Genomic DNA, 21,092 nt, shown 5'->3' with positions numbered 1-21,092 from the left:
TAAATGCGACTTAAATAATTAATTTTGTAATCTGGTAAAAGTAGTATGTTTTTAAATTATTTGAAGGATTTTTTTATAAAAAAAACATTAAAAAATAATTTGTTTAATGTAAAAAACGAAGTCTTTACCAGTAATATACAGACGATTGGTTTATTGATCGACGAGAGTAATTTCAGGCATTCAAAAGCAATTATTAAAGAATTGATTTCAAAAGGAATTGATTCTGACAGAATTAAAATCGTTGTATACAGGAATAAATTTAAGAGAAAAAAAACATATTCATTTCCGACTTTTACAAAAAAGCATATAGATTGGAGAGGAAACAGTAAAGTAGATTTTTTGACTGAATTTATTGAAACAGAATTTGATCTTTTGATTAGTTATTATGATGTTCAAAAACCAATTTTGAAACTTATCACTAATAAATCAAAAGCGAAATTTAAAGTTGGATTTGCTTCAATCGATAAAAATATAAATCGCTGGATGATAAATACTTCTTTAGAAAATTATAAACTTTTCGTTTTTGAATTGTTTAAATATTTAAAAAGTATAAAATAAAAATTAGAATATGCAATCATTAATAGGAACAGGTGTTGCACTTGTCACTCCGTTTAAAAAAGATTTTTCAATTGATATCGAAGCATTACATCGAATTGTTAATTTTTCGATTGATGGAGGAGTTGAATATCTTGTTGTTATGGGGACAACTGCAGAAAATGCGACTTTAACACAAGCTGAAAAAGAACTAGTTATTACTACAGTAATTGAAGTTAATAATGGAAGATTACCTTTAGTTCTTGGAGTTGGAGGTAATAATACCATGCAGATTATAGAAGAATTAAAGACAAGGGATTTCTCAGCATTTGAAGCTATTCTTTCTGTTTCTCCTTATTATAACAAACCTACACAAGAAGGGATTTATCAGCATTTTAAAGCTATCGCAGAGGTGTCTCCCGTTCCGGTAATCTTATATAATGTTCCTGGAAGAACGTCAAGTAATATGCTGCCTTCGACGGTTATTCGTCTGGCAAATGAATTTGATAATATTGTGGCAATAAAAGAAGCTGCGGGTGATATGGCTCAGGCTTTGCAATTGATTAAAAATGCACCAAAAGATTTTCTGGTAATTTCTGGAGATGATATGATTGCTTTGCCTATAGTTTTGGCTGGTGGAGCAGGAGTAATATCAGTTATAGGACAAGGTTTTCCAAAAGAATTTTCAGAAATGATTCGTTTGGGCCTGAATCGAAAAGTAAATGAGGCTTTCAAAATACAATATTTTTTATCAGAATGTATTGATATGATTTTTGAGCAAGGTAACCCTGCAGGAATTAAACATGTGTTCGAAGTGCTTGGAATTGCACATAATACGGTGCGTTTACCATTGGTTTCAGTAGATGAATCATTAGCAGAACGCTTAGATAAATTTGTAAAAGCAGCATTAAAATAGAATAATAATAACCGTATTTTATTATACCAAAAAATATTTTGCAGTAGCTAAATTAATAACTAAATTTGCCACCGAAACTTCGGTGTGATTTTGCTTTGGCATAATTGTCTAAGAAATCATAATAAAAGTAAGAAAATGAAAAAAATAGTATCGCTGTTAATTATTGTTGTCCTTTTTTGTTCTTGTAGTGATTACCAAAAAGCATTAAAAAATGAAGATGTGGCAGCAAAATTCGAAATTGCAACAAAAATGTATGATGCTGGAAAATATTCAAAAGCAATCAGACTTTTTGAACAATTAGCGCCAACATACAGAGGGAAGCCTCAGGCAGAAAAACTATTTTATATGTTTTCACAGTCCTATTACAAAACAAAACAATATTATTTGGCAGGATATCAATTTGAAAGTTTTGTTTCAGGTTATCCACGAAGCGAAAAAGTTCAGGAAGCCGCTTTTTTAGGAGCTTATAGTTATTCGAAATTAGCTCCTGTTTATAGTTTAGATCAAACAGATACAGTTAAGGCATTAGATAAATTACAGGCCTTTATTGATAATTATCCAAATTCAGAATATATTGCTCAGGCAAATGAAGCTGTGAGAATGTTGAGCGGAAAGCTTGAGAAAAAAGCGTATGAAAATGCAAAGGGATATAATAATATCTCAGATTATAAGTCGGCATTAGTTGCTTTTGATAATTTTATTGCAGATTTTCCCGGAACACCTTTCAAAGAAGACGCATTGTTTTACAAATACGATTCCGCATATCAATTGGCTATAAATAGTGTTCCTTCTAAAATGGAAGAGCGTTTGAATGTTGCTAAAGTAGCTTACAATAATTTATTGAAGTTTAAAAGTGACACAAAATACAAAGAGAAGGCTGAAGAAATGAATGCGAGAGTTGAAACAGATTTACAAAAATTTACTAAATAAATAAAGTCATGGATTTAAAAAAGACGAATGCTCCTGTAAATACAATAACTTATAATAAAACAGTTATTGAAGAGCCAACAGGAAATGTGTATGAGGCAATTACCATTATGGCTAAAAGAGCAAACCAAATTAATTCTGAAATTAAAAAAGAATTAACTGAAAAACTAGAAGAGTTTGCAACTTACAATGACAGTCTTGAAGAAGTTTTTGAAAATAAAGAGCAAATTGAGGTTTCTAAATTTTACGAAAAATTACCAAAACCACATGCTTTAGCCGTTCAGGAATGGTTAGATGGTAAAACTTACCACCGAGGTTCAAACAAATAATAGTACAATGTCAGTTTTAAACGGAAAAAAAATTTTACTGGGTGTCTCCGGTGGAATTGCAGCGTATAAAACAGCCTCATTAGTACGACTCTTTATAAAAGCAGGTGCACATGTCCAAGTGATAATGACACCTGCTTCTAAGGATTTTGTAACGCCACTTACGTTATCTACGTTATCAAAAAATCCAGTACATTCCACTTTCTTTAATCAGGATGATCAAGATGCAGTTTGGAACAATCATGTTGAATTAGGATTATGGGCTGATTTAATGTTGATTGCACCGGCAACGGCAAATACATTATCTAAGATGGCAACAGGAAACTGTGACAATCTTCTTATTGCAACTTATCTATCGGCCAAATGTCCTGTTTATTTTGCTCCGGCAATGGATTTGGATATGTACAAACATCCTTCTACAATATCAAGTTTTAGTGCTTTAAAACATTTTGGAAACATAATGATTCCAGCAGAAAACGGAGAATTAGCAAGCGGTTTATCAGGTGAAGGCAGAATGGCAGAACCTGAAAATATAATTGCTTTTTTAGAAGCTGATTTAGAAAGTAAATTACCTTTAAAAGGGAAAAAAATTCTAATTACTGCAGGTCCAACATACGAAGCGATAGATCCTGTGCGTTTTATAGGAAATCATTCTTCAGGAAAAATGGGATTTGATATTGCAAATGAAGCAGCTAATTTAGGAGCCTCTGTAATATTAGTTTCCGGACCAACGAATTTAAAAGTTAAAAATTCTTTTATTACAGTTATTGATGTGGTTTCTGCTCAGCAAATGTTTGATGTCTCTCATTTGTATTTTAATGATGTTGATGTAGCAATTGCAGCTGCTGCAGTAGCAGATTACAAACCTAAAATAGTTGCTGCTCAAAAAATTAAAAAAAGTGCTGATGAGTTTTCAATCGAGCTTGAAAAAACAAAAGACATATTGTTGTCGCTAGGGAATATAAAAAAAAATCAATTTTTAATTGGTTTTGCTTTGGAGACTGAAAATGAAATTGAAAATGCGAAGTTAAAAATCCAGAAAAAAAACTTAGATTTGATTGTTTTAAATTCATTACAGGATAAAGGAGCGGGTTTTCAAAAGTCTACAAATAAAGTTACTTTTATAGATAAGGAATTTAAAATTGAACCAATGGATTTAAAATCAAAAGAATCTGTTGCGGTTGATATTTTAAACAAAGTTATAGAACATTTTTATGTGTAAATTAGTTACTTTTTTAACGTTTTTGTTTTTTGGTTTTGCGCAGGCACAACAGTTAAATTGTACAGTTACAATAAATGCAGAGAGATTGCCAAATCCAAATCAGCAGGTTTATAAAACGCTTCAGACATCATTGTCTGAATTTGTAAATAAAACTGACTGGACAGGATCTGTTCTTAAACAAAATGAGCGTATCAATTGTTCAATGTATATCACGCTTTTTTCAAATAATTCGGATCAGTTTTCAGGTACTATACAAATACAATCATCAAGATTAATTTATAATTCAACTTATTCTTCACCGGTTTTTAATTTCAACGATAAGGATTTTAATTTCAGATATACGGAATTTGAGCCTTTATTGTTTAATCCTGCAACTTACGATTCTAATTTAATATCTCTGATATCATTTTATAGTTATATGATTTTAGGAATGGATGCTGATACATTTCAGTTTGCAGGCGGAAATCCTTATTTTGAAACTGCTCAAAATCTGGCAAACATAGCACAACAAGGAGGTTCAAAAGGATGGAGTCAGGCAGATGGAGTACAAAATCGTTATTTTTTGATAAATGATATTGTAGCTCCAACTTATTCGGATCTACGACAAACAAGTTTTTTATACCATTCAGGTTTAGATATAATGAACCAGGATCTCAAAGATGCAAAAGAGAAAATAAAATCTTCTTTAATGCTAATTGGAAAATTGAATTCAGTTAAACCAAATGCTTTTTTGACAAGAGTATTTTTTGATGCCAAATCAGATGAAATAGTATCTGTTTTTTCAGGTGGTCCAAGTATAACTATTACAGATTTAATAGAGAACTTAAATAAAGTTTCTCCATTAAATTCAACAAAATGGTCACAGATTAAATATTAATTTGATTGTTCACCAAATTTATCTACTCCAATAATTTTACTTTTAAAGCTTTATGATTACTTCATTGTCAATTAAAAACTACGCATTAATTGAAAAACTAACCATAGATTTTTCTAAAGGTTTTTCTATAATTACTGGTGAAACCGGTGCAGGTAAATCGATTATTTTGGGAGCTTTAGGATTGGTTTTAGGAAAAAGAGCAGATTTAACATCTCTTAAAAATAAAGAAGAAAAATGCATAATTGAAGCACAATTTGAAATATCTAAATATAATTTAAGACTCTTTTTTGAAGCTAATGATCTGGATTATGAAGATGATACCATTATTAGACGTGAAATCCTTCCTTCTGGGAAATCAAGAGCTTTTATAAATGATAGTCCTGTAAACCTTCAGGAATTGCAGGATTTAAGTTTATTTTTGATTGATATTCATTCGCAACAGCAAACTCAGGAACTTTCAGATGAAGGTGTGCAATTTAAAATAATTGATGCCATTGCTGAAAATTCAGAAATTATTGAAGCTTATCAGCAGCTTCTAAAAACATATAAGTCAGATAAATCAAAATTGAATGCGTTGCTCAAAAAACAAAGCGACGCTGGGAAAGAGCAGGAGTATAATACTTTTTTATTGAATGAACTGGTTGCTGCTAAATTAAAAACAGGAGAGCAGGAGGAATTAGAATCTGATTTTGAAAAGCTAAATAATGTTGAAATTATAAAAGAAGCAATTGATAAATCTTTTGCTATTGCCAATGAAGAACAATTTGGTGTTTTTCATAATCTGAATGAAATTAAAACTTCTTTACAAAAAATAGCTCCTTTTTCAACAGAATATCAAATCCTGTTTGAAAGAGTTACAAGTGTAGCAATTGAATTTGATGATGTTTCAAAAGAATTGCAAAATGCATCTGAGAAATTATTAAATGATCCAACACAATTAGAATTCATTAGTCAAAAATTACAGCTGATTTATAATTTACAGAAAAAACATCAGGTAAGCTCTATTGATGAGTTAATTCAAATTCAGGTTAATCTGGAAAATTCAGTTTTGGAATTAGGTAATATAGAAGAAGAAATTGCTGTTTTGTCAAATTCAATTGAACAAAAGATACACGAATTAAATACTCTTTCAGTTAAAATCCATCAAAATAGGGAAAAAGCAATTCCAGTTTTATCGAATCAATTAATTACGATATTAGAAACTTTAGGGATGCCGAATGTCCGATTTAAAATGGAATTATTGCCTTCAGAGAATTATTTTCAAAACGGCAAAGACGAATTGCAGTTTTTGTTTTCTGCCAATAAAGGAACGGATTTTGGTTTACTGAAAAAAGTTGCTTCAGGTGGAGAAATGTCTAGAATTATGCTGGCTGTCAAAGCAATTTTGGCGCAATATTCTAAATTACCAACTTTAATATTTGATGAAATTGATACTGGAGTTTCCGGAGAGATAGCAATCAGGATGGGCGAGATCATGAAAGAAATGAGTGCCAAAATGCAAATATTTGCGATTACTCATTTACCACAAATTGCAGCTAAAGGTGATTCTCATTTTAAAGTGTTCAAATCTACTGTTGATGATGATACACAATCCGAATTAAAGCTTTTGACTCAGGATGAAAGAGTTATCGAAATTGCTCAAATGTTATCAGGAGCTGTGGTTTCTGATTCGGCTTTAAATCATGCTAAAGCCTTGTTGAACTAAAGAAATGCTTTATATTTGTCATCTCAAAAAGTAAATAAACGTAAATAAGTAAACTGTTTAATGTAATAATGAATAAGCAGTTGATCCGAATCAACGAACAAACAATAAAAATATGATTATAGAACCTAGAATGAGAGGCTTTATTTGCTTGACGGCCCATCCAAAGGGAGCAGAGCAGAATGTTAAAAATCAAATTGAATATATAAAATCAAAAGGCGCTATTGCGGGGCCTAAAAAAGTATTGGTAATTGGTGCATCAACAGGTTTTGGTCTGGCCTCAAGAATTACAAGTGCTTTTGGATCTGATGCAGCTACCATAGGAGTGTTTTTTGAAAAACCGCCGGTAGAAGGAAAAACTGCTTCGCCAGGTTGGTACAACTCTGCTGCTTTTGAAACTGAAGCACATAAAGCAGGATTATATGCAAAAAGTATCAATGGTGATGCTTTTTCAAACGAAATAAAAAGAGAAACTTTAGATTTGATCAAAGCTGATTTAGGTCAGATAGATCTTGTAATTTATAGTTTAGCTTCACCGGTACGTACAAATCCAAACACAGGAGTTTTACACCGCTCTACTTTAAAACCAATCGGACAAACATTTACCAATAAAACAGTTGATTTTCATACAGGAAAAGTGTCTGAAGTATCAATAGCTCCGGCTAATGACGAAGATATTTTAAATACTGTTGCTGTAATGGGAGGTGAAGATTGGGCTATGTGGATCGAGGCTCTTAAAGGCGAAAATTTATTGGCAGATGGTGCTACAACAGTTGCTTATTCATACATTGGGCCATCTTTAACAGAAGCGGTTTATCGTAAAGGTACAATTGGACGTGCAAAAGACGATTTAGAAGCTACTGCATTTACTATTACAGAAAGTCTGAAATCAATAGGAGGAAAGGCTTATGTTTCTGTAAATAAAGCGTTAGTTACGCAAGCAAGTTCCGCTATTCCGGTTATTCCTTTGTATATTTCTCTTTTATATAAAATCATGAAAGAAGAAGGGATTCATGAAGGCTGTATCGAGCAAATTCAACGTTTGTTCCAGGACAGGTTATATAGTGGTTCAGGAGTTCCTGTTGATGAAAAAGGAAGAATCAGAATTGATGATTGGGAAATGCGTGATGATGTTCAGGAGAAAGTAGCTAAATTGTGGATAGAAGCTACTACAGAAAACTTGTCTGAAATTGGAGATTTGGCTGGATATAAAAACGACTTTTTAAATCTTTTCGGATTTGGTTTCAATGGAGTAGATTATGACGCAGAAGCAAATGAAGTAGTTGAAATAGAAAGTATCAACTAAGTAATCAAAGAATTATAAATCAAAACCATCAACTTTGAGTTGATGGTTTTTTTATGAATATAACATATCTTTGCACCAAATTTTAAATTTATAAAATTACCGTTTTAATACTGTATATTCTACTATGGTTTTTTCTCTTATTATCCCCGTGTATAATCGTCCGGATGAGGTAGATGAACTTTTGGAAAGTTTGTCTAAATCTGATTATAATGAAGCTTTTGAAATTGTTCTTGTCGAAGATGGGTCGTCAACTCCTTGTAAGGATGTGGTGATGAAATATCAGGGAAAATTAAATATATCATATTATTTTAAACCGAATTCAGGGCCTGGAGATTCGAGAAATTTTGGTATGCTAAAAGCAGTAGGTAATTATTTTATCATTTTTGATTCAGATTGTATAATTCCTACCAATTATTTAACAGAAGTTAGAAAAGAATTAGATAATAAATATGTTGATTGCTTTGGTGGTCCAGATAAAGCTTTGGATAGTTTTTCGGATATACAGAAAGCAATTAATTTTGCAATGACTTCTTTTCTTACAACAGGTGGGATTCGTGGTGGTTCTGAGAAAATTGGTAAATTTCAACCTAGGAGTTTTAATATGGGAATTTCTAAAAAAGCATTTGAGGTATCTAAAGGTTTTGGAAATATACATCCTGGTGAAGATCCTGATCTATCTATCAGATTATGGAACTTAGGTTTTGACACCAGATTATTTCCTCATGCATTTGTTTACCACAAACGCAGAATTGATTGGGAAAAGTTTTCTGTTCAGGTAAATAAATTTGGTAAAGCCAGGCCAATTCTAAATAGTTGGTACCCAGAATATAATAAATTAACTTTTTTCTTTCCTACATTCTTTATGTTAGGCTTATTATTAGCTTTTTTACTGTTAATTTTCAATTTTGATGTTTTGTTACAAATATATTTTGTATATTTCGTTATAATTTTTCTTACATCAGCCATCAAAAATAAGAGTATTACAATAGGATATCTTTCTGTAATTGCTGTTTGGAAACAATTTTATGGTTATGGAATAGGCTTTTTAGAATCCTTTGTAAAAATTATTCTTTTGAAGAAAAAACCGCAGGAAGCTTTTCCACGTATGTTTTTTAAAATATAAAAGATGACAAAGATTATTGGCTTAACAGGTGGAATTGGAAGCGGAAAGACAACGGTAGCAAATTATTTTAAGGAAATGGGTATTCCTGTTTATATCGCTGATGATGCCGCTAAAGAAATAATGAAGTCAAAATCTATAATCGAAGAAATTAAAGTATTGTTTGGCGAATTTTTATTTGAAAATGGCGTTTTGAACAGAGCAAGATTAGCAGAAATTGTTTTTAATGACCGTAAAAAACTAGATCAATTAAATGCAATTATTCATCCCGCTGTAAAAAAAGATTTTCAATCATGGTTAAAAGAAAATAATGATAATGATTACGTGATTTATGAAGCGGCAATTTTGTTTGAAAGTGGAAGGTACAAAGATTGTGATTTTGTTATTACGGTTACGGCACCGGAAGAAGTGAGAATAGAAAGGGTTTTAAGGCGTGATAAAAACACAAGAGAGCAAGTATTAAGCAGGATGAAAATGCAATGGAAAGATGAAGAACGCATTTCTAAAAGCAATTTTATTATAATTAATAATAATCTTAAAAATACAAAAGAAGAAGTTGTTAAAATTCTTAAAATTTTAAATATAAAACAAAATCAGTCTTAAATGTTAATATTTGGTTAATGTATTATTTAGTATATTGTTAAAATATTAATTTTGTCTCGATGAATAAAATATTTTTTAGAATACTTGTTTTGCTTATGAGTTTATCCTTAATTGGGATAATTCTGGTTCAGGTATATTGGTTCAATTCTTCATTAGAAAATAATGATGAACAATTTAAATACCACGTTACTCAGGTAATCAGCAACGTTTCTGATAAGCTTGAAAAACAAGAAGAGTACAGTTTTTTAGATAAAATAAACCATATAAAAGATAGTACCGGGAAAATACCACCAAAAGAAGATTTATTAGAAATTTTGTTTGTTCAAAGAAACACCAAGACAAACAAAACTATAGTTTACAAGAATAGCATTACTTCTGAAAAATACGATATAAATGGAGCACTATTTAATAAAAAGTTTAATTCGGATGGATTTAAAAGCTTTAGCTCCAAAAGACTAACAGAGATTTATAACAATAATAGTATTATTGATAATTCAGTTTTAAATCAAAGTACAATTCCAGATATAAAAATCGAAAAAGACGGAAACTTAGATATTTTAAATAAAGCTCAATTACAAATTTCATATAAGGATTATGCTTCTGCATTGCCTATAGGTGAGAGAATTACGAAAGAAAAGTTACTCAGCATATTAAAAAAAGAGCTTGCTGAGCATGGAGTTAAAACTAAATTTGAATTTGGAATATACAGTAGTGGCAGTCCTACAAAGATAAAATCAGAAGGTTTTCATTTTGACAAAGACGCTACTTATAATATTCCTGTTTTTGCAGATAATGAAGGAAATAGTAAATATGAGTTGTCAGTTACTTTTCCACAGAAAAAGAAATTTTTATTGTCGCAGCTTGTAAGTATTACGATACTATCTATAATATTCACATTGATTATTATAATTGCTTATACAAGTGCTTTAAATCAACTAATACGTCAAAAGCAAATATCTGAAATTAAAACAGATTTTATAAATAATATGACGCATGAGTTTAAAACTCCGATTGCTACAATAAATTTAGCTCTTGATGCCATTAGAAACCCTAAAATTATTGAGGACAAAGAAAAAGTATTTCGTTATCTTCAAATGATTAGGGATGAAAACAAAAGAATGCATGCGCAGGTTGAAAATGTACTCCGGATTTCAAAATTGGAGAAAAAAGAACTTGATATTAGTAAGGAACCTACTGTAATTCATGATGTAATTGAAGATGCAATTGAGCACGTAAATTTAATTTTAGAGGATAAAAAGGGTTCAATTATAAAACACTTAAATGCTTCAAGAACTACTTCTTTAATAAATGAAGTGCATTTTACAAATGTTTTGGTTAATATATTAGAGAATGCTATAAAATATTCCCCTGATATTCCTGAAATAGAAGTGTTTACAGAGAATATTAAGGATATGATTCTTATAAAAATAAAGGATAATGGTTTAGGAATGAGTAAAGTAGCTCAAAAAAGAGTTTTTGAGAAATTTTACAGAGAACATACCGGAGATTTGCATAATGTAAAAGGACATGGTTTAGGTCTTGCTTATGTAAAAAGAATAGTTGAAGATCACAATGGTCAGGTTTATGTAGAAAGTGAAAAAGGGAAAGGTAGTACCTTCATAATAAAAATACCACTAATAAATTAAAATATGGAAAATATTAATAAAAGAATACTTTTAGTAGAAGATGACCTTAATTTTGGTGCAGTTCTTAAAGATTATTTAATGTTAAATGACTTCGAAGTCACTTTAGCAAAAAATGGTATGGAAGGTTTCGAAAAATTCAAGAAGGATGTTTATGATTTATGCATTCTTGATGTAATGATGCCTTATAAGGATGGTTATACATTAGCAAAAGAAATCAGAGAAAAAAACAGCGAAGTGCCAATTATTTTTTTAACAGCAAAATCGATGAAAGAGGATGTTTTAAAAGGGTACAAAGCTGGTGCTGATGATTATCTGAATAAACCTTTTGATTCTGAGGTTTTATTGATGAAAATTAAAGCTATTATTCAAAGAAAATCATCTGATACAAAAGCAGAGCAGGTTCAATTTGAATTTAATATTGGTAAATTTCATTTGAATTCGAAACTACGATTCTTAACATTTGAAAATGAGGAACCAATAAAATTATCTCCAAAAGAAAATGAGCTACTTAAAATGTTAATTCTCCATGAAAATGATTTGATGCCCAGGGAATTAGCATTAACAAAAATTTGGAGAGATGATAACTACTTTACCTCAAGAAGCATGGATGTTTACATTGCAAAACTTAGAAAGTATCTAAAAGCTGATGAGGATGTTGAAATTTTAAACATACATGGTGAAGGTTTTAGGTTAGTAGTTAAAAGCAAAGCAGTATCTGAATAAATAAAATAAAAAGCTCCGAGTAATCGGAGCTTTTTTTATGAAATGATACGTGTTAAATTTAGGATTTCTAAATTAAATTAATACCTAATGTGATTTCAGTTTTTAATAATTTTGAAATTGGACAGATTTCTTTTGCCTTCTTAGCAATTTCTGCAAATTTTTCGGCAGTTATAGAAGGTACTTTTCCTTTTAGCTCTAAATGGATTAAAGTAATAGTACCGTCTTCAAAAGTTACTGTGGCTTCTGTCGATAAATCATCAGCAACAAATCCATCTTCATTCAATAAGAAGCTTAATTGCATTGTAAAACAGCCTGAATGAGCAGCTGCGATAAGTTCTTCGGGATTAGTTCCTACCCCGTCTGCAAATCTTGTTTTGAAAGATAATTGAGCATTATTTAAAGTTGTACTTTGTGTACTGATATTTCCTGTTCCTTCCATACCGGTTCCTTTCCAGCTGGCATTAGCTTTTCTTGTGAATTTCATTTTTATTGTTATTAGGATTAATAGTTAAATGTTATGTGTTAATTATCAGTTTATAATGTGTTGATCAAATATAATCAATATTTTACAATTTTGTTTTATCAATGTGTTATTGAAAAGTGAAAATCATAAAAAAGGGTATAATGAAAACTTTCATTATACCCTTTTTTAATTTATAAATCTAATATCTTATTCCTTATTTAAATTACGCAATTGTTTCAGTTTATCTTTCCATAATTCAAGGCTTTCCTTATGAATAGCAATATTTTTACGAACTTCAAGAACTATAGAGTTTTCTTTCTTTGCGTTTTTTGTATTAGTGAAAAACTGAATATTGTTCTCTAACTGAAAAATTTCATTTTGAACTTCTTCAATTTTACGCATTAAGAAGATCTTTTCATTGTCTAGTTTACGAGTATCATTGTTTTCAGATAATGTGTCAATACGGTTAGAAAAACGCATCATTTCTGTATCTTTCTTACTCAGGCTTAATTTTTCAAAAAGAGCATCTAAGATTTTATTGAATTTACCTTCTATATGACGTCTTGAAAAAGGAACTTTTCCAAAACCTTTCCAAGTTTCAATATGTAATTTAATTGCATCTAGATCAGTTTTATGGTCTCCTGTAAGCTCAAATGCCCTTAAAGTTTCTAAATAAGCTTTTTTGTTATCGAAAGCAGCCACTTCATCGACATTTTCTTCAGATTTATGCGCTTTTAATTTATCAAAATAGTGGTTGCATGCATCTTTAAATTCTTTCCAGATTTTATCAGAATATTTTTTTGGTACGTGACCGATTTGCTTCCATTCTTCCTGAATTTGCTTCATTATTGGAGTTGTAGTGGTAAAATCTGTACTTTCCTGTAGTTCTTGGGCTTTTGCCACAAGAGCCAATTTTTTGTTTAAATTATCGTTTTGATCTTTTTTAATATCTTTATAGAACGAATTCTTAAAAGAATTAAAGTTTCTAACGGCAGATTTAAACGCAGCCCATGTCTGTTCGTTTACTTCACTCGGCACCTTTCCAGCAGCAAAAAACTCATTTCTAAGTGTTTCAATTTTTTGTATTTGTACAAGCCATTGTGAGTGAGAGCCTACCTTTTCAGTAGCTAAAACTGCAATTTTGGCAATAATTCCTTTTTTAATTTCGAGATTTTGCTGTTCGTTTGCTCTTTGGCTTTCAAATAAAAGTTCTCTTTTGTCATGAATCTTTTTAGTCAATTCGCTAAATTCATTCCAGATTGTATCACGGTGTTCCTTAGAAACAGGGCCGATGTCTTCTTTCCAGATTCTATGCAAATCCTGTAATTCGCGAAATGCCTTGCTAATGTCGGTTTCATTTACCAATTCTTCAACGCGAGATATGATTTTTTGTTTTTGTTCTAAATTGTATTTAAAATCCAGATCTCTCGCTTCGCGGTCTAAATGTAGATAATCATAAAAATTTTCTACATGAAAGTGGTAATTATTCCAAACGTGATTGTATTTGTCTTTCGGAATTGCCCCAGCATTTTTCCATCTTTCTCTTAATTCATTAAAATGTTTAAGAGTATCTTTAATGTTTTCCTGTGGATTTATAAGTTCTTTTAGTTCCTCAACTATAGCAAGTCGGTTTTCTAAATTTGATTTTAAATTGGATTGTAAATGTTTAAAATGAGCATTTCTTTTCTCTCTGAATATATTATAATACTCGTCAAATTTTGTTTTTAATGGAGAATGATATTGAAACTCTTCATTTGGATCCTGGTTTGAAGCGTTAAATTCTTCTTTTTTCTCTTCAATAAGATGATTAAATTGAAGTAAAAATGATTTTTTAATTTCTTCAATATGATCTTTTGCAGACATTACTTTGTCTGTATTTACAAGCTTTTTTAATTCATCGACAAGTGCATCCAACGAAAACGTGTCATAATCCTGCATAGGTATATCATGACGGTCTTTTAATGTTTCGTCTTCGCTTTCTTCAGCATTAGAATTTGTTATGGAATCTAATGCTTCCTGATGGTTTGGTTCTGTGACTTCAATATTTTCTATTTCATCTTCAGGAAGTGAAATTTCATTTTCTATTGGAGTTTCAGAAATTGATGTTTCAATTGCATCATTTAGTGAAGAATCTTTCGAGTCGATTCCTAATTTTCCATCTGCTTCCTGCAGGTTATCATTCTTTTCTTCTAACATTTTTAAATGTGTAAGGTTTTTATTTTAAACATTGCGAAAGATAGTAAAGGTGTTTCTAAATACAAAATAAATCCTTTGTTTATACTGTTTTTGTATTTAAATTCTGATCAACTAAAGTGCGATTTTCAAATTATTGATTTTATTATTTTTAAAGATAATCAGATAATAGCAACAATTCTAAAATTTTTAAATTTAAAGAAAGGTGATTTTTTTTGTTTTAAAAAAAACTGATCTAACGAAAATTTATATCTAAAAAAAGAAGATTAAAACAAAATGAGCATTCCAACTTCTAAGCCAAAATTATACGTTTTATGATTACCAAAAGCAACGCTTGGATGTATATAAGCCATATCATTTTTGGTTATTCTTCTGCCAAATTCTATAAATGCATTATTTGGGAAACTTTTGTTTATTGCATTATATCTGAAAGCCGCATCTAAAGCAAGCCAGTTTTTACCAAGAATGAACATAAAATAATTTTCGTATGTGGTAAGATTTATTTCATTCCTATTATTAGAGCCAGCAAAACTAATTTGGTTTTCTAAAGATGATATCCATAATAGCTTTTCTTCGTTTAAGTATTTTCCATAAAAAAAAGCTGGAGAAAATACCCATTTTCCTGTTCCTATGGCCGGATCAGCTGCCGAATTTGATATTACTCTGGCACGAAAAGCGATTCCTCCATTTTTTTTTAGATAAGGAATATGACTAATTCCAACACTAATATCCCCAACTCCAGTTTTATTCATTGAGGATGTATTTGTAGAGACTAAAGGCAGGTCCACTCTCAAATTCCAGGCTTTATTAGCAATCGGATGTAAAAAACGAAGCTGAGTCGTATTAAAAGATCCGGAATCGGTATCTAAATATTCATTAAAAAGTAAAATTGTCTTTAGGTAGTAGTGGTAACGTGCTTCGGTATAAATATTTTTTTTATGGTCAATAGTATCTTGTGCATGAATTGCAATTGAAGATAAAAAGCTCAACAAGAAAAACAGAAAAATTTTATTCATAACCGACTGTTAATGAGTAGTCTAAGTTACGTAAATTACTTTATAATTTGTTTACAGCCAACTTTTTTATTTGTTCCAGATTTTCCATGCTTTTTCTGCCTGAAAAATAAGCATATCAAGACCATTTTTTATGACAGCACCCTTTTCTTTGGCATTTTTTAAAAATTGAGTCTCGACAGGGTTGTAAATTAAATCATAAGCGATATGCTTGTCCGTAAAAAATTGATACGGAAGATCAGGACAGTCAGCAATATTTGGGCTTGTTCCCACTGGTGTACAGTTGATTATAATTTGGTAATTGTCAAAAGATGTAGCATTAATTAAATGATAATTAATGATGTTTTCTTTAGCTTCTCTTGAAACAAAAGTATAAGGAATATTAAGTTCATCAAGAGCAAAGGCCACACCTTTTGATGCACCGCCAGTACCCAAAATAAGTGCTTTTTTGTGATGTGGTTCTAATAATGGCTTTAATGATTTTTTAAAGCCGTAATAATCTGTATTGTATCCTTTTAATTTTCCTTTTTTTGTAAATTTTATTGTATTTACTGCTCCAATTAAAGCTGCTTTCTTTGAAAGGCTGTCCAAAAAAGGAATTACCTGTTCTTTGTAAGGAATCGTAACATTAAGACCTTTTAAGTCTGGATTATTTTTAATTAATCCTGTAAAATGATTTATTTCAGAGATGTCAAAATTTTCGTAACTGTTTCCTGTAAAAACCTCGTTGTTAAATTTTTCTGTGAAATATCCTTTTGAAAAGGAATAGCTAATATTGCGGCCTAATAAGCCAAAACGTCTTTTTAAGATATCAATCATTATTGTTTCCTATGTTTTTCAATATAGTTTCTTACCATTTTCTTCGTCCAGACTACAGGGAATAAATCTTCAATTAAAATATAATTGTCGAAGTTTAGACGTAAACCATTACTTAAATGAAATTTAGCCTTTGTATTGTCCTGAATCATGAAATATAAACCTGCGAGACGATATTCAACTTCGTTTTCTTCCGGAAAATATTCTGAAGCTTGTAATAAAGTTTGTATCGCACTATCAAATTCTCCTAAAAACTGAAGAATATCTACCCAGAATAACCAAGTGTCTAATGCGTAATCACCAAATTCTACGGCTTTTCTATAACCAAATTCTGCTTCTTCAAAAAAGTTCATTTGTTTATTAATTGTTGCATAACGTTTCCAATATAGGCGATTCTGATTGTCAATTGCTAACGCTTTATTGACAAAAAATAAAGCTTTCTGGAAGTTTTTCTGACGAACGTAAAAATCAGTTATAGCAATCCATCCTTTATCTAAAAGAGGGTCTTCATGTACAGTCTGGTTGAAATATTTTAAAGCTAAGACGGTATTCCCTAATTTTTCGTAACATTTTCCAATACGCAACAATGCATAGGAAGTAGCGTCATCTAATTCGATTGTACGATTGTAACTTTCTATTGCCTCAATATATTTTTTAAGGCGTTCGTAAGCCTTTGCTTTTTCCATGAAAGCACCTAAAAACTCTTCGTCAATCAAGGTTGCATAGTCAAAAGCGCGAATAGCATTTTCATATTCTTTTACGCCGTAATGTAAACGTCCAAGCTGATGCCAGGCAATTTCACTATATGGATTTTTGTTTATATATTCGTTAAGATATGCAATTGCTTCCTGATTTTGATCTAAAAACTCAAAACAATATACAACGTTATATAATGCAGACTGATCTTCTAAATCTTCTTCAAGGCATTTGATGAAGCTGTCTTTTGCCATTTCGAGATTATCCATAAAAAGATATTCCATTCCGATTAAGTTATAAACATCAGCGAAATCGTCTGTGTATTGTAAGGCAATTTTAAGTAATTCTACTGCTTTTTCGTGTTGATCTCTTTTGGAACAGATATTGGCTTTCTGGATGTAAATTTCCTCGTTGTTGGGTTCGATTGCATACAACTCATTTAAAAGTTTCTCGGCGATTTCTAATTTATCGTCGTAAACCAACATCTCTACTTGTACTAATTTTAAGCCTGTAGATTTTGGGTGTTGGTCTAATGCAAGTTTTAAGGCCTTTTTTGCTAAATTAGCCTTGCCTATGTCTAAATAATGAAGAATAATTTCTTCAAATTCTTCAGAATCAAAAAAGAGTACTTTGTTTGTTTTTAACATCGACTCAAATTTGGATAGGGATAGGTTATAATCTTCTTCTTCGTTGCTTAATTGCATACTTTGTTTTTTTGAAATTAGCCTGTTATAAATTTAGGCAACCATATTATTGTTGTAAGGATTAAAAATTAATTGTTTTGAACAATTTAATTAACAATATGGACAGAATTTTTATTCTGTTTTTATTATAATCTTCTGTTATATAAAAGATTATTTGGTTATTATTGTAATTTTTATTTTTTAATTCAGGTTCCTGACCCAGATAGGAACGATATTCTTAAGCTTTTTTCTTTTAAAAGTAAAAGATAAAGTTAATTTATCGCCAGTTCGGATTTGCCTTGTGTACTGAATTAGCTCCAAATTCTTATTTATTTTTTTTCTTCAGGATTTCATCCATAACATTCAGAATTATGGCACAGCCTTCTTTTATTTCTTCTTCAGAAATGGTTAATGGCGGTGTTATTCGTATGGCGCATCCTTCAAACAGCAGCCAGAATAAAATTAGTCCTTTATCTTGACAGTTTAAAATTACCTGATTTGTTATCTCGGAAGTTTCTGTCATTGCGGCAAGCATTAATCCTTTTCCTCTAATTTCTTTTATCAAAGGGTGTACCAAAGTTGATCTGAAGAGTTTTTCTTTGTCTAAAGTTTCCCGCATCAAATTACTTTCAGTTAATTCTTTCAAAGTCGCTAAACAGGCTGACGCAATGACAGGGTGGCCGCCAAACGTAGTAATATGCCCTAATTTTGGATTTTCGGTTAAAAGATCCATTTTTTTAGCAGATGCGGTAAAAGCTCCAACAGGCATTCCGCCACCCATTCCTTTTCCCATTACGACAATATCTGGAACAACATCGTAATTTTGAAATCCGAAAAGTTTTCCTGTACGGCCAAAACCTGGTTGAATTTCATCAAGAATCATCATGGCGCCAACTTCATCACATCGTTTACGGACTTTTTGTAAAAAGTTATCGTAAGGTTGTATAAATCCAGCACCTCCCTGAATCGTTTCTAATAAAATCGCGGCTGTTTTTGTGGTTATTTTTTGTAAATCTTCTTCGTTATTAAAAGTGATAAAATCAACATCAGGGAGTAATGGACGAAAGGCTTGCTTGCGTTCTTCAAATCCCATGACGCTCATGGAACCCATAGTATTTCCGTGATAAGCATTATGGCAGGAAATAAGCTGGCTTCTACCTGTTGTTCGTTTTGCTAATTTAAGTGCACCTTCGATTGCTTCTGTGCCTGAATTAACCAAATAGGTTTTATTTAAAGATTCAGGCAGGAGTGAAGCCAATAATTTGCAATATTCAACAGCAGGACTTTGTGAATATTCACCATAAACCATTACATGTGAATATTTATCTAATTGATCTTTAATAGCCTGATTCACTCCTGGATGTTGATGCCCAAGTGTGCAAGCAGATACACCTGCTACAAAATCTAAATATTTTTTATTATTTGTGTCGTAAATATATGAGCCTATAGCATGTGAAACTTCCATGCCGAGTGGATAAGGAGAAGTTTGTGCCTGATATTTTATAAAATCTGAATTCATTTTTTTTGAGTTTCTGAGCTACTAAGATTCTAAGTCTTTTTGACGTTAAATTGAAAAACAGTGATTGCATTTTTTAAGCTAAAAAGTCGCTAAGATTTATACAAAGCATTATTTTTTTGCTTTTGTGTTAGTCGCACTGGTTTTTGCAGCAGGTTTCTTCTTGTCATAATTTAGTGTTTCCTTTCTGACTTTCATCGGAACATTTGGTTTGGCGTCTTCTGCTTTTCCTTCTTTGATTAATTTGTCATTAAGTTCGTTTTCTTCTGCAGAAAAAATATCATCTTTTGATTTTATTCGTTCATCTCCCCGCCAGACAAAACCTTTTAATTTAAGATCATTTTCTGATAAATCGCCTTCAGGATAAAGATCACCATCAACATTCTTAAAAAAAGTAATAGTTTCAATAGTGTTGTTTTCCAGAATAAGATTGATTTTACTGCTTACACTTTTATTAATTCCGACAAGTTCTTTTGCATCATTTCGGGCATAATATATAACTTCTGTATTTTTTATTACATCAACATCATGGAGTTTTCCATCTTTGAGTTTTCCAAACAAATTGAGGCCTTTAACCTGGTTATATCCGGTTCCTAGTGTATCCTGAGAAATTATAAAAGTGTTGTTGAGCACTTTGAGCGAGTCTAATTTTCGGGTATTATTATCACCAATTAAATGCATGATATCTCCGGTAATCTGACTTTCTCCATTCCATAAAATTGGATTGCCTATTAATTTTGTAAGCGCTGTTTTACTATTTGAATGAAGTGAATCACATTTTCCACTCATATCGATTTTGTAAAAACGAACATTATTAAAGGCCCTGATAATTCTTTCACCTTCTTTTCCGGTAACCATTAATTTTTTACCATGAATGTAAACGGAGTCTTTTTCTACCAGATTTATGGCAACGGCTCTTTTGGTTACAAACATTGAATCTTTTAACTTGTAAATTTCAGCATAATGACCTTTCACTATTCCTCGATTGACAGAATCTGTGATTTTTACGTTTCTAGTGGCGGAGGCGAATTCGGTATTTCGATTATAATACAAACTGTCTCCTTCAATAAGTCTGTCGTCATATTTTATGTAGGATTTTCGGAGAAAATGAGCCAGATTCTTCTTGGTATCATAAAAACCTTTTTCTGTGTAAATGTAATTCGCTTTACTGGTAATTGTGGATGGACCAAATAAATAGGAATGACCGGAATTGCTGTAATAATCTAAGTGATTCGATTTTATAACGTATTTGGGATTGGTAATCGTAACTTCAGTTAAAAACTGAAATTTTTTCTCTGCCACATAATATCTCCCTGATTTACTTACTAATGTATTGTCTTTGTTTACAATTGTGCCCTTAGTGTTGTAAAAAACTTCTTGTACATTCCTGTCAAAATTTATGGTGTCCGTTTGTAAGGTTGCATCGGGAGAGGTCATTACTGCATTTCCGGTAGCGAATGCTTTTTTTACATTACCACTATATTCTGCATATTTACTGTTTAAGAATAAAGTATCACCTTGTACAAGCTGTACGTTTCCGAATGCTTTGATATAATTTTCTTTTTGAAAAAAATATGCTTTATTGCAAGTAAGTATTATGCCGTCATGATTTATTTTTACATTTCCGGTAAGCAAAAGGGCACCGGGAATTTCTACTTCGTTGACATCTGAAAAGTCTGAGTTTTCAACTATTATTTTTTTAGGAGCTTGTGCAATAGCGCTTTGTATACTTGCTAAAAGCAAAAAATATGATATGAAAAAGAGTGATTTCTTCAATTGATTTAATTTTTGTCAAATTTATGAAAAAGGT

The 21,092-nt window shown here is 31.0% G+C and carries 19 protein-coding genes; 12 read left to right on the top strand and 7 right to left on the bottom strand.

The features are described from left to right. Positions 1-45: 45 nt before the first annotated feature. From ACEN2I_RS17940 to ACEN2I_RS17885, 12 genes are all read left to right on the top strand, one after another. Complete coding sequence (locus ACEN2I_RS17940; RefSeq protein WP_441767475.1) at positions 46-558, top strand: DUF6913 domain-containing protein; 513 nt, start codon at positions 46-48, stop codon at positions 556-558. Between the two features lie 10 nt (positions 559-568). Continuing rightward, positions 569-1,450, top strand: coding sequence for a 4-hydroxy-tetrahydrodipicolinate synthase (gene dapA, locus ACEN2I_RS17935; protein WP_441767474.1), 882 nt, complete (start codon positions 569-571; stop codon positions 1,448-1,450). Positions 1,451-1,585: 135 nt separating this feature from the next. Further along, positions 1,586-2,380, top strand: coding sequence for an outer membrane protein assembly factor BamD (locus ACEN2I_RS17930; RefSeq protein WP_441767473.1), 795 nt, complete (start codon positions 1,586-1,588; stop codon positions 2,378-2,380). 8 nt (positions 2,381-2,388) lie between these two features. Then, complete coding sequence (locus ACEN2I_RS17925) at positions 2,389-2,706, top strand: DNA-directed RNA polymerase subunit omega (RefSeq protein ID WP_007807938.1); 318 nt, start codon at positions 2,389-2,391, stop codon at positions 2,704-2,706. A gap of 7 nt (positions 2,707-2,713) precedes the next feature. After that, positions 2,714-3,925, top strand: a complete 1,212-nt coding sequence (coaBC, locus tag ACEN2I_RS17920; RefSeq protein WP_441767472.1) for a bifunctional phosphopantothenoylcysteine decarboxylase/phosphopantothenate--cysteine ligase CoaBC — start codon at positions 2,714-2,716, stop codon at positions 3,923-3,925. Next, entirely contained in the window at positions 3,918-4,802 is an 885-nt protein-coding gene (locus tag ACEN2I_RS17915; RefSeq protein ID WP_441767471.1) for a DUF4835 family protein, read from the top strand. The genes coaBC and ACEN2I_RS17915 overlap by 8 nt, the downstream gene beginning before the upstream one ends. A 52-nt stretch (positions 4,803-4,854) precedes the next feature. Then, the gene (gene recN / locus ACEN2I_RS17910) at positions 4,855-6,507 is read left to right on the top strand and encodes a DNA repair protein RecN (RefSeq protein ID WP_441767470.1); all 1,653 of its coding nucleotides are present in this window, start codon (positions 4,855-4,857) and stop codon (positions 6,505-6,507) included. A 112-nt stretch (positions 6,508-6,619) separates the two neighbouring features. Then, on the top strand, positions 6,620-7,810 hold the full coding sequence (gene fabV / locus ACEN2I_RS17905; RefSeq protein ID WP_441767469.1) for an enoyl-ACP reductase FabV: 1,191 nt from the start codon (positions 6,620-6,622) through the stop codon (positions 7,808-7,810). 124 nt (positions 7,811-7,934) lie between these two features. After that, the gene (locus tag ACEN2I_RS17900; protein WP_441767468.1) at positions 7,935-8,933 is read left to right on the top strand and encodes a glycosyltransferase; all 999 of its coding nucleotides are present in this window, start codon (positions 7,935-7,937) and stop codon (positions 8,931-8,933) included. 3 nt (positions 8,934-8,936) lie between these two features. Beyond that, a complete protein-coding gene (coaE, locus tag ACEN2I_RS17895; RefSeq protein WP_441767467.1) occupies positions 8,937-9,533 on the top strand; it encodes a dephospho-CoA kinase in 597 nt (198 codons plus the stop codon). A 59-nt stretch (positions 9,534-9,592) separates the two neighbouring features. Next, a complete protein-coding gene (locus tag ACEN2I_RS17890) occupies positions 9,593-11,179 on the top strand; it encodes a sensor histidine kinase (RefSeq protein ID WP_441767466.1) in 1,587 nt (528 codons plus the stop codon). A gap of 3 nt (positions 11,180-11,182) precedes the next feature. Then, complete coding sequence (locus tag ACEN2I_RS17885; protein WP_441767465.1) at positions 11,183-11,902, top strand: response regulator transcription factor; 720 nt, start codon at positions 11,183-11,185, stop codon at positions 11,900-11,902. A gap of 67 nt (positions 11,903-11,969) precedes the next feature. On the opposite strand, the gene ACEN2I_RS17880 is transcribed toward ACEN2I_RS17885, so the two are convergent. The 7 genes from ACEN2I_RS17880 to ACEN2I_RS17850 form a co-directional block, all read right to left on the bottom strand. Further along, positions 11,970-12,386, bottom strand: coding sequence for an OsmC family protein (locus ACEN2I_RS17880; protein WP_441767464.1), 417 nt, complete (start codon positions 12,384-12,386; stop codon positions 11,970-11,972). A gap of 186 nt (positions 12,387-12,572) precedes the next feature. Next, positions 12,573-14,561: a DUF349 domain-containing protein gene (locus ACEN2I_RS17875; RefSeq protein ID WP_441767463.1), complete on the bottom strand. Its 1,989-nt coding sequence runs from the start codon at positions 14,559-14,561 to the stop codon at positions 12,573-12,575. Between the two features lie 263 nt (positions 14,562-14,824). Next, complete coding sequence (locus tag ACEN2I_RS17870; RefSeq protein WP_441767462.1) at positions 14,825-15,574, bottom strand: lipid A phosphoethanolamine transferase; 750 nt, start codon at positions 15,572-15,574, stop codon at positions 14,825-14,827. 66 nt (positions 15,575-15,640) lie between these two features. Beyond that, positions 15,641-16,390 (bottom strand): shikimate dehydrogenase family protein, encoded by a 750-nt coding sequence (locus ACEN2I_RS17865; protein WP_441767461.1) that lies wholly within the window; start codon positions 16,388-16,390, stop codon positions 15,641-15,643. Next, the gene (locus tag ACEN2I_RS17860; protein ID WP_441767460.1) at positions 16,390-17,787 is read right to left on the bottom strand and encodes a tetratricopeptide repeat protein; all 1,398 of its coding nucleotides are present in this window, start codon (positions 17,785-17,787) and stop codon (positions 16,390-16,392) included. The genes ACEN2I_RS17865 and ACEN2I_RS17860 overlap by 1 nt, the downstream gene beginning before the upstream one ends. 304 nt (positions 17,788-18,091) lie before the next feature. Continuing rightward, positions 18,092-19,285, bottom strand: a complete 1,194-nt coding sequence (locus tag ACEN2I_RS17855) for an aspartate aminotransferase family protein (RefSeq protein ID WP_441767459.1) — start codon at positions 19,283-19,285, stop codon at positions 18,092-18,094. Positions 19,286-19,393: 108 nt separating this feature from the next. Then, positions 19,394-21,058 carry an OstA-like protein gene (locus tag ACEN2I_RS17850; protein ID WP_441767458.1) on the bottom strand — a complete coding sequence of 555 codons (1,665 nt, stop codon included), beginning with the start codon at positions 21,056-21,058 and terminating at the stop codon, positions 19,394-19,396. Positions 21,059-21,092: the final 34 nt, after the last annotated feature.

It is taken from the genome of Flavobacterium sp. W22_SRS_FK3 (assembly GCF_052113665.1).
Lineage (GTDB): Bacteria > Bacteroidota > Bacteroidia > Flavobacteriales > Flavobacteriaceae > Flavobacterium.
This window is presented reverse-complemented; position numbering and strand designations above follow the sequence as displayed.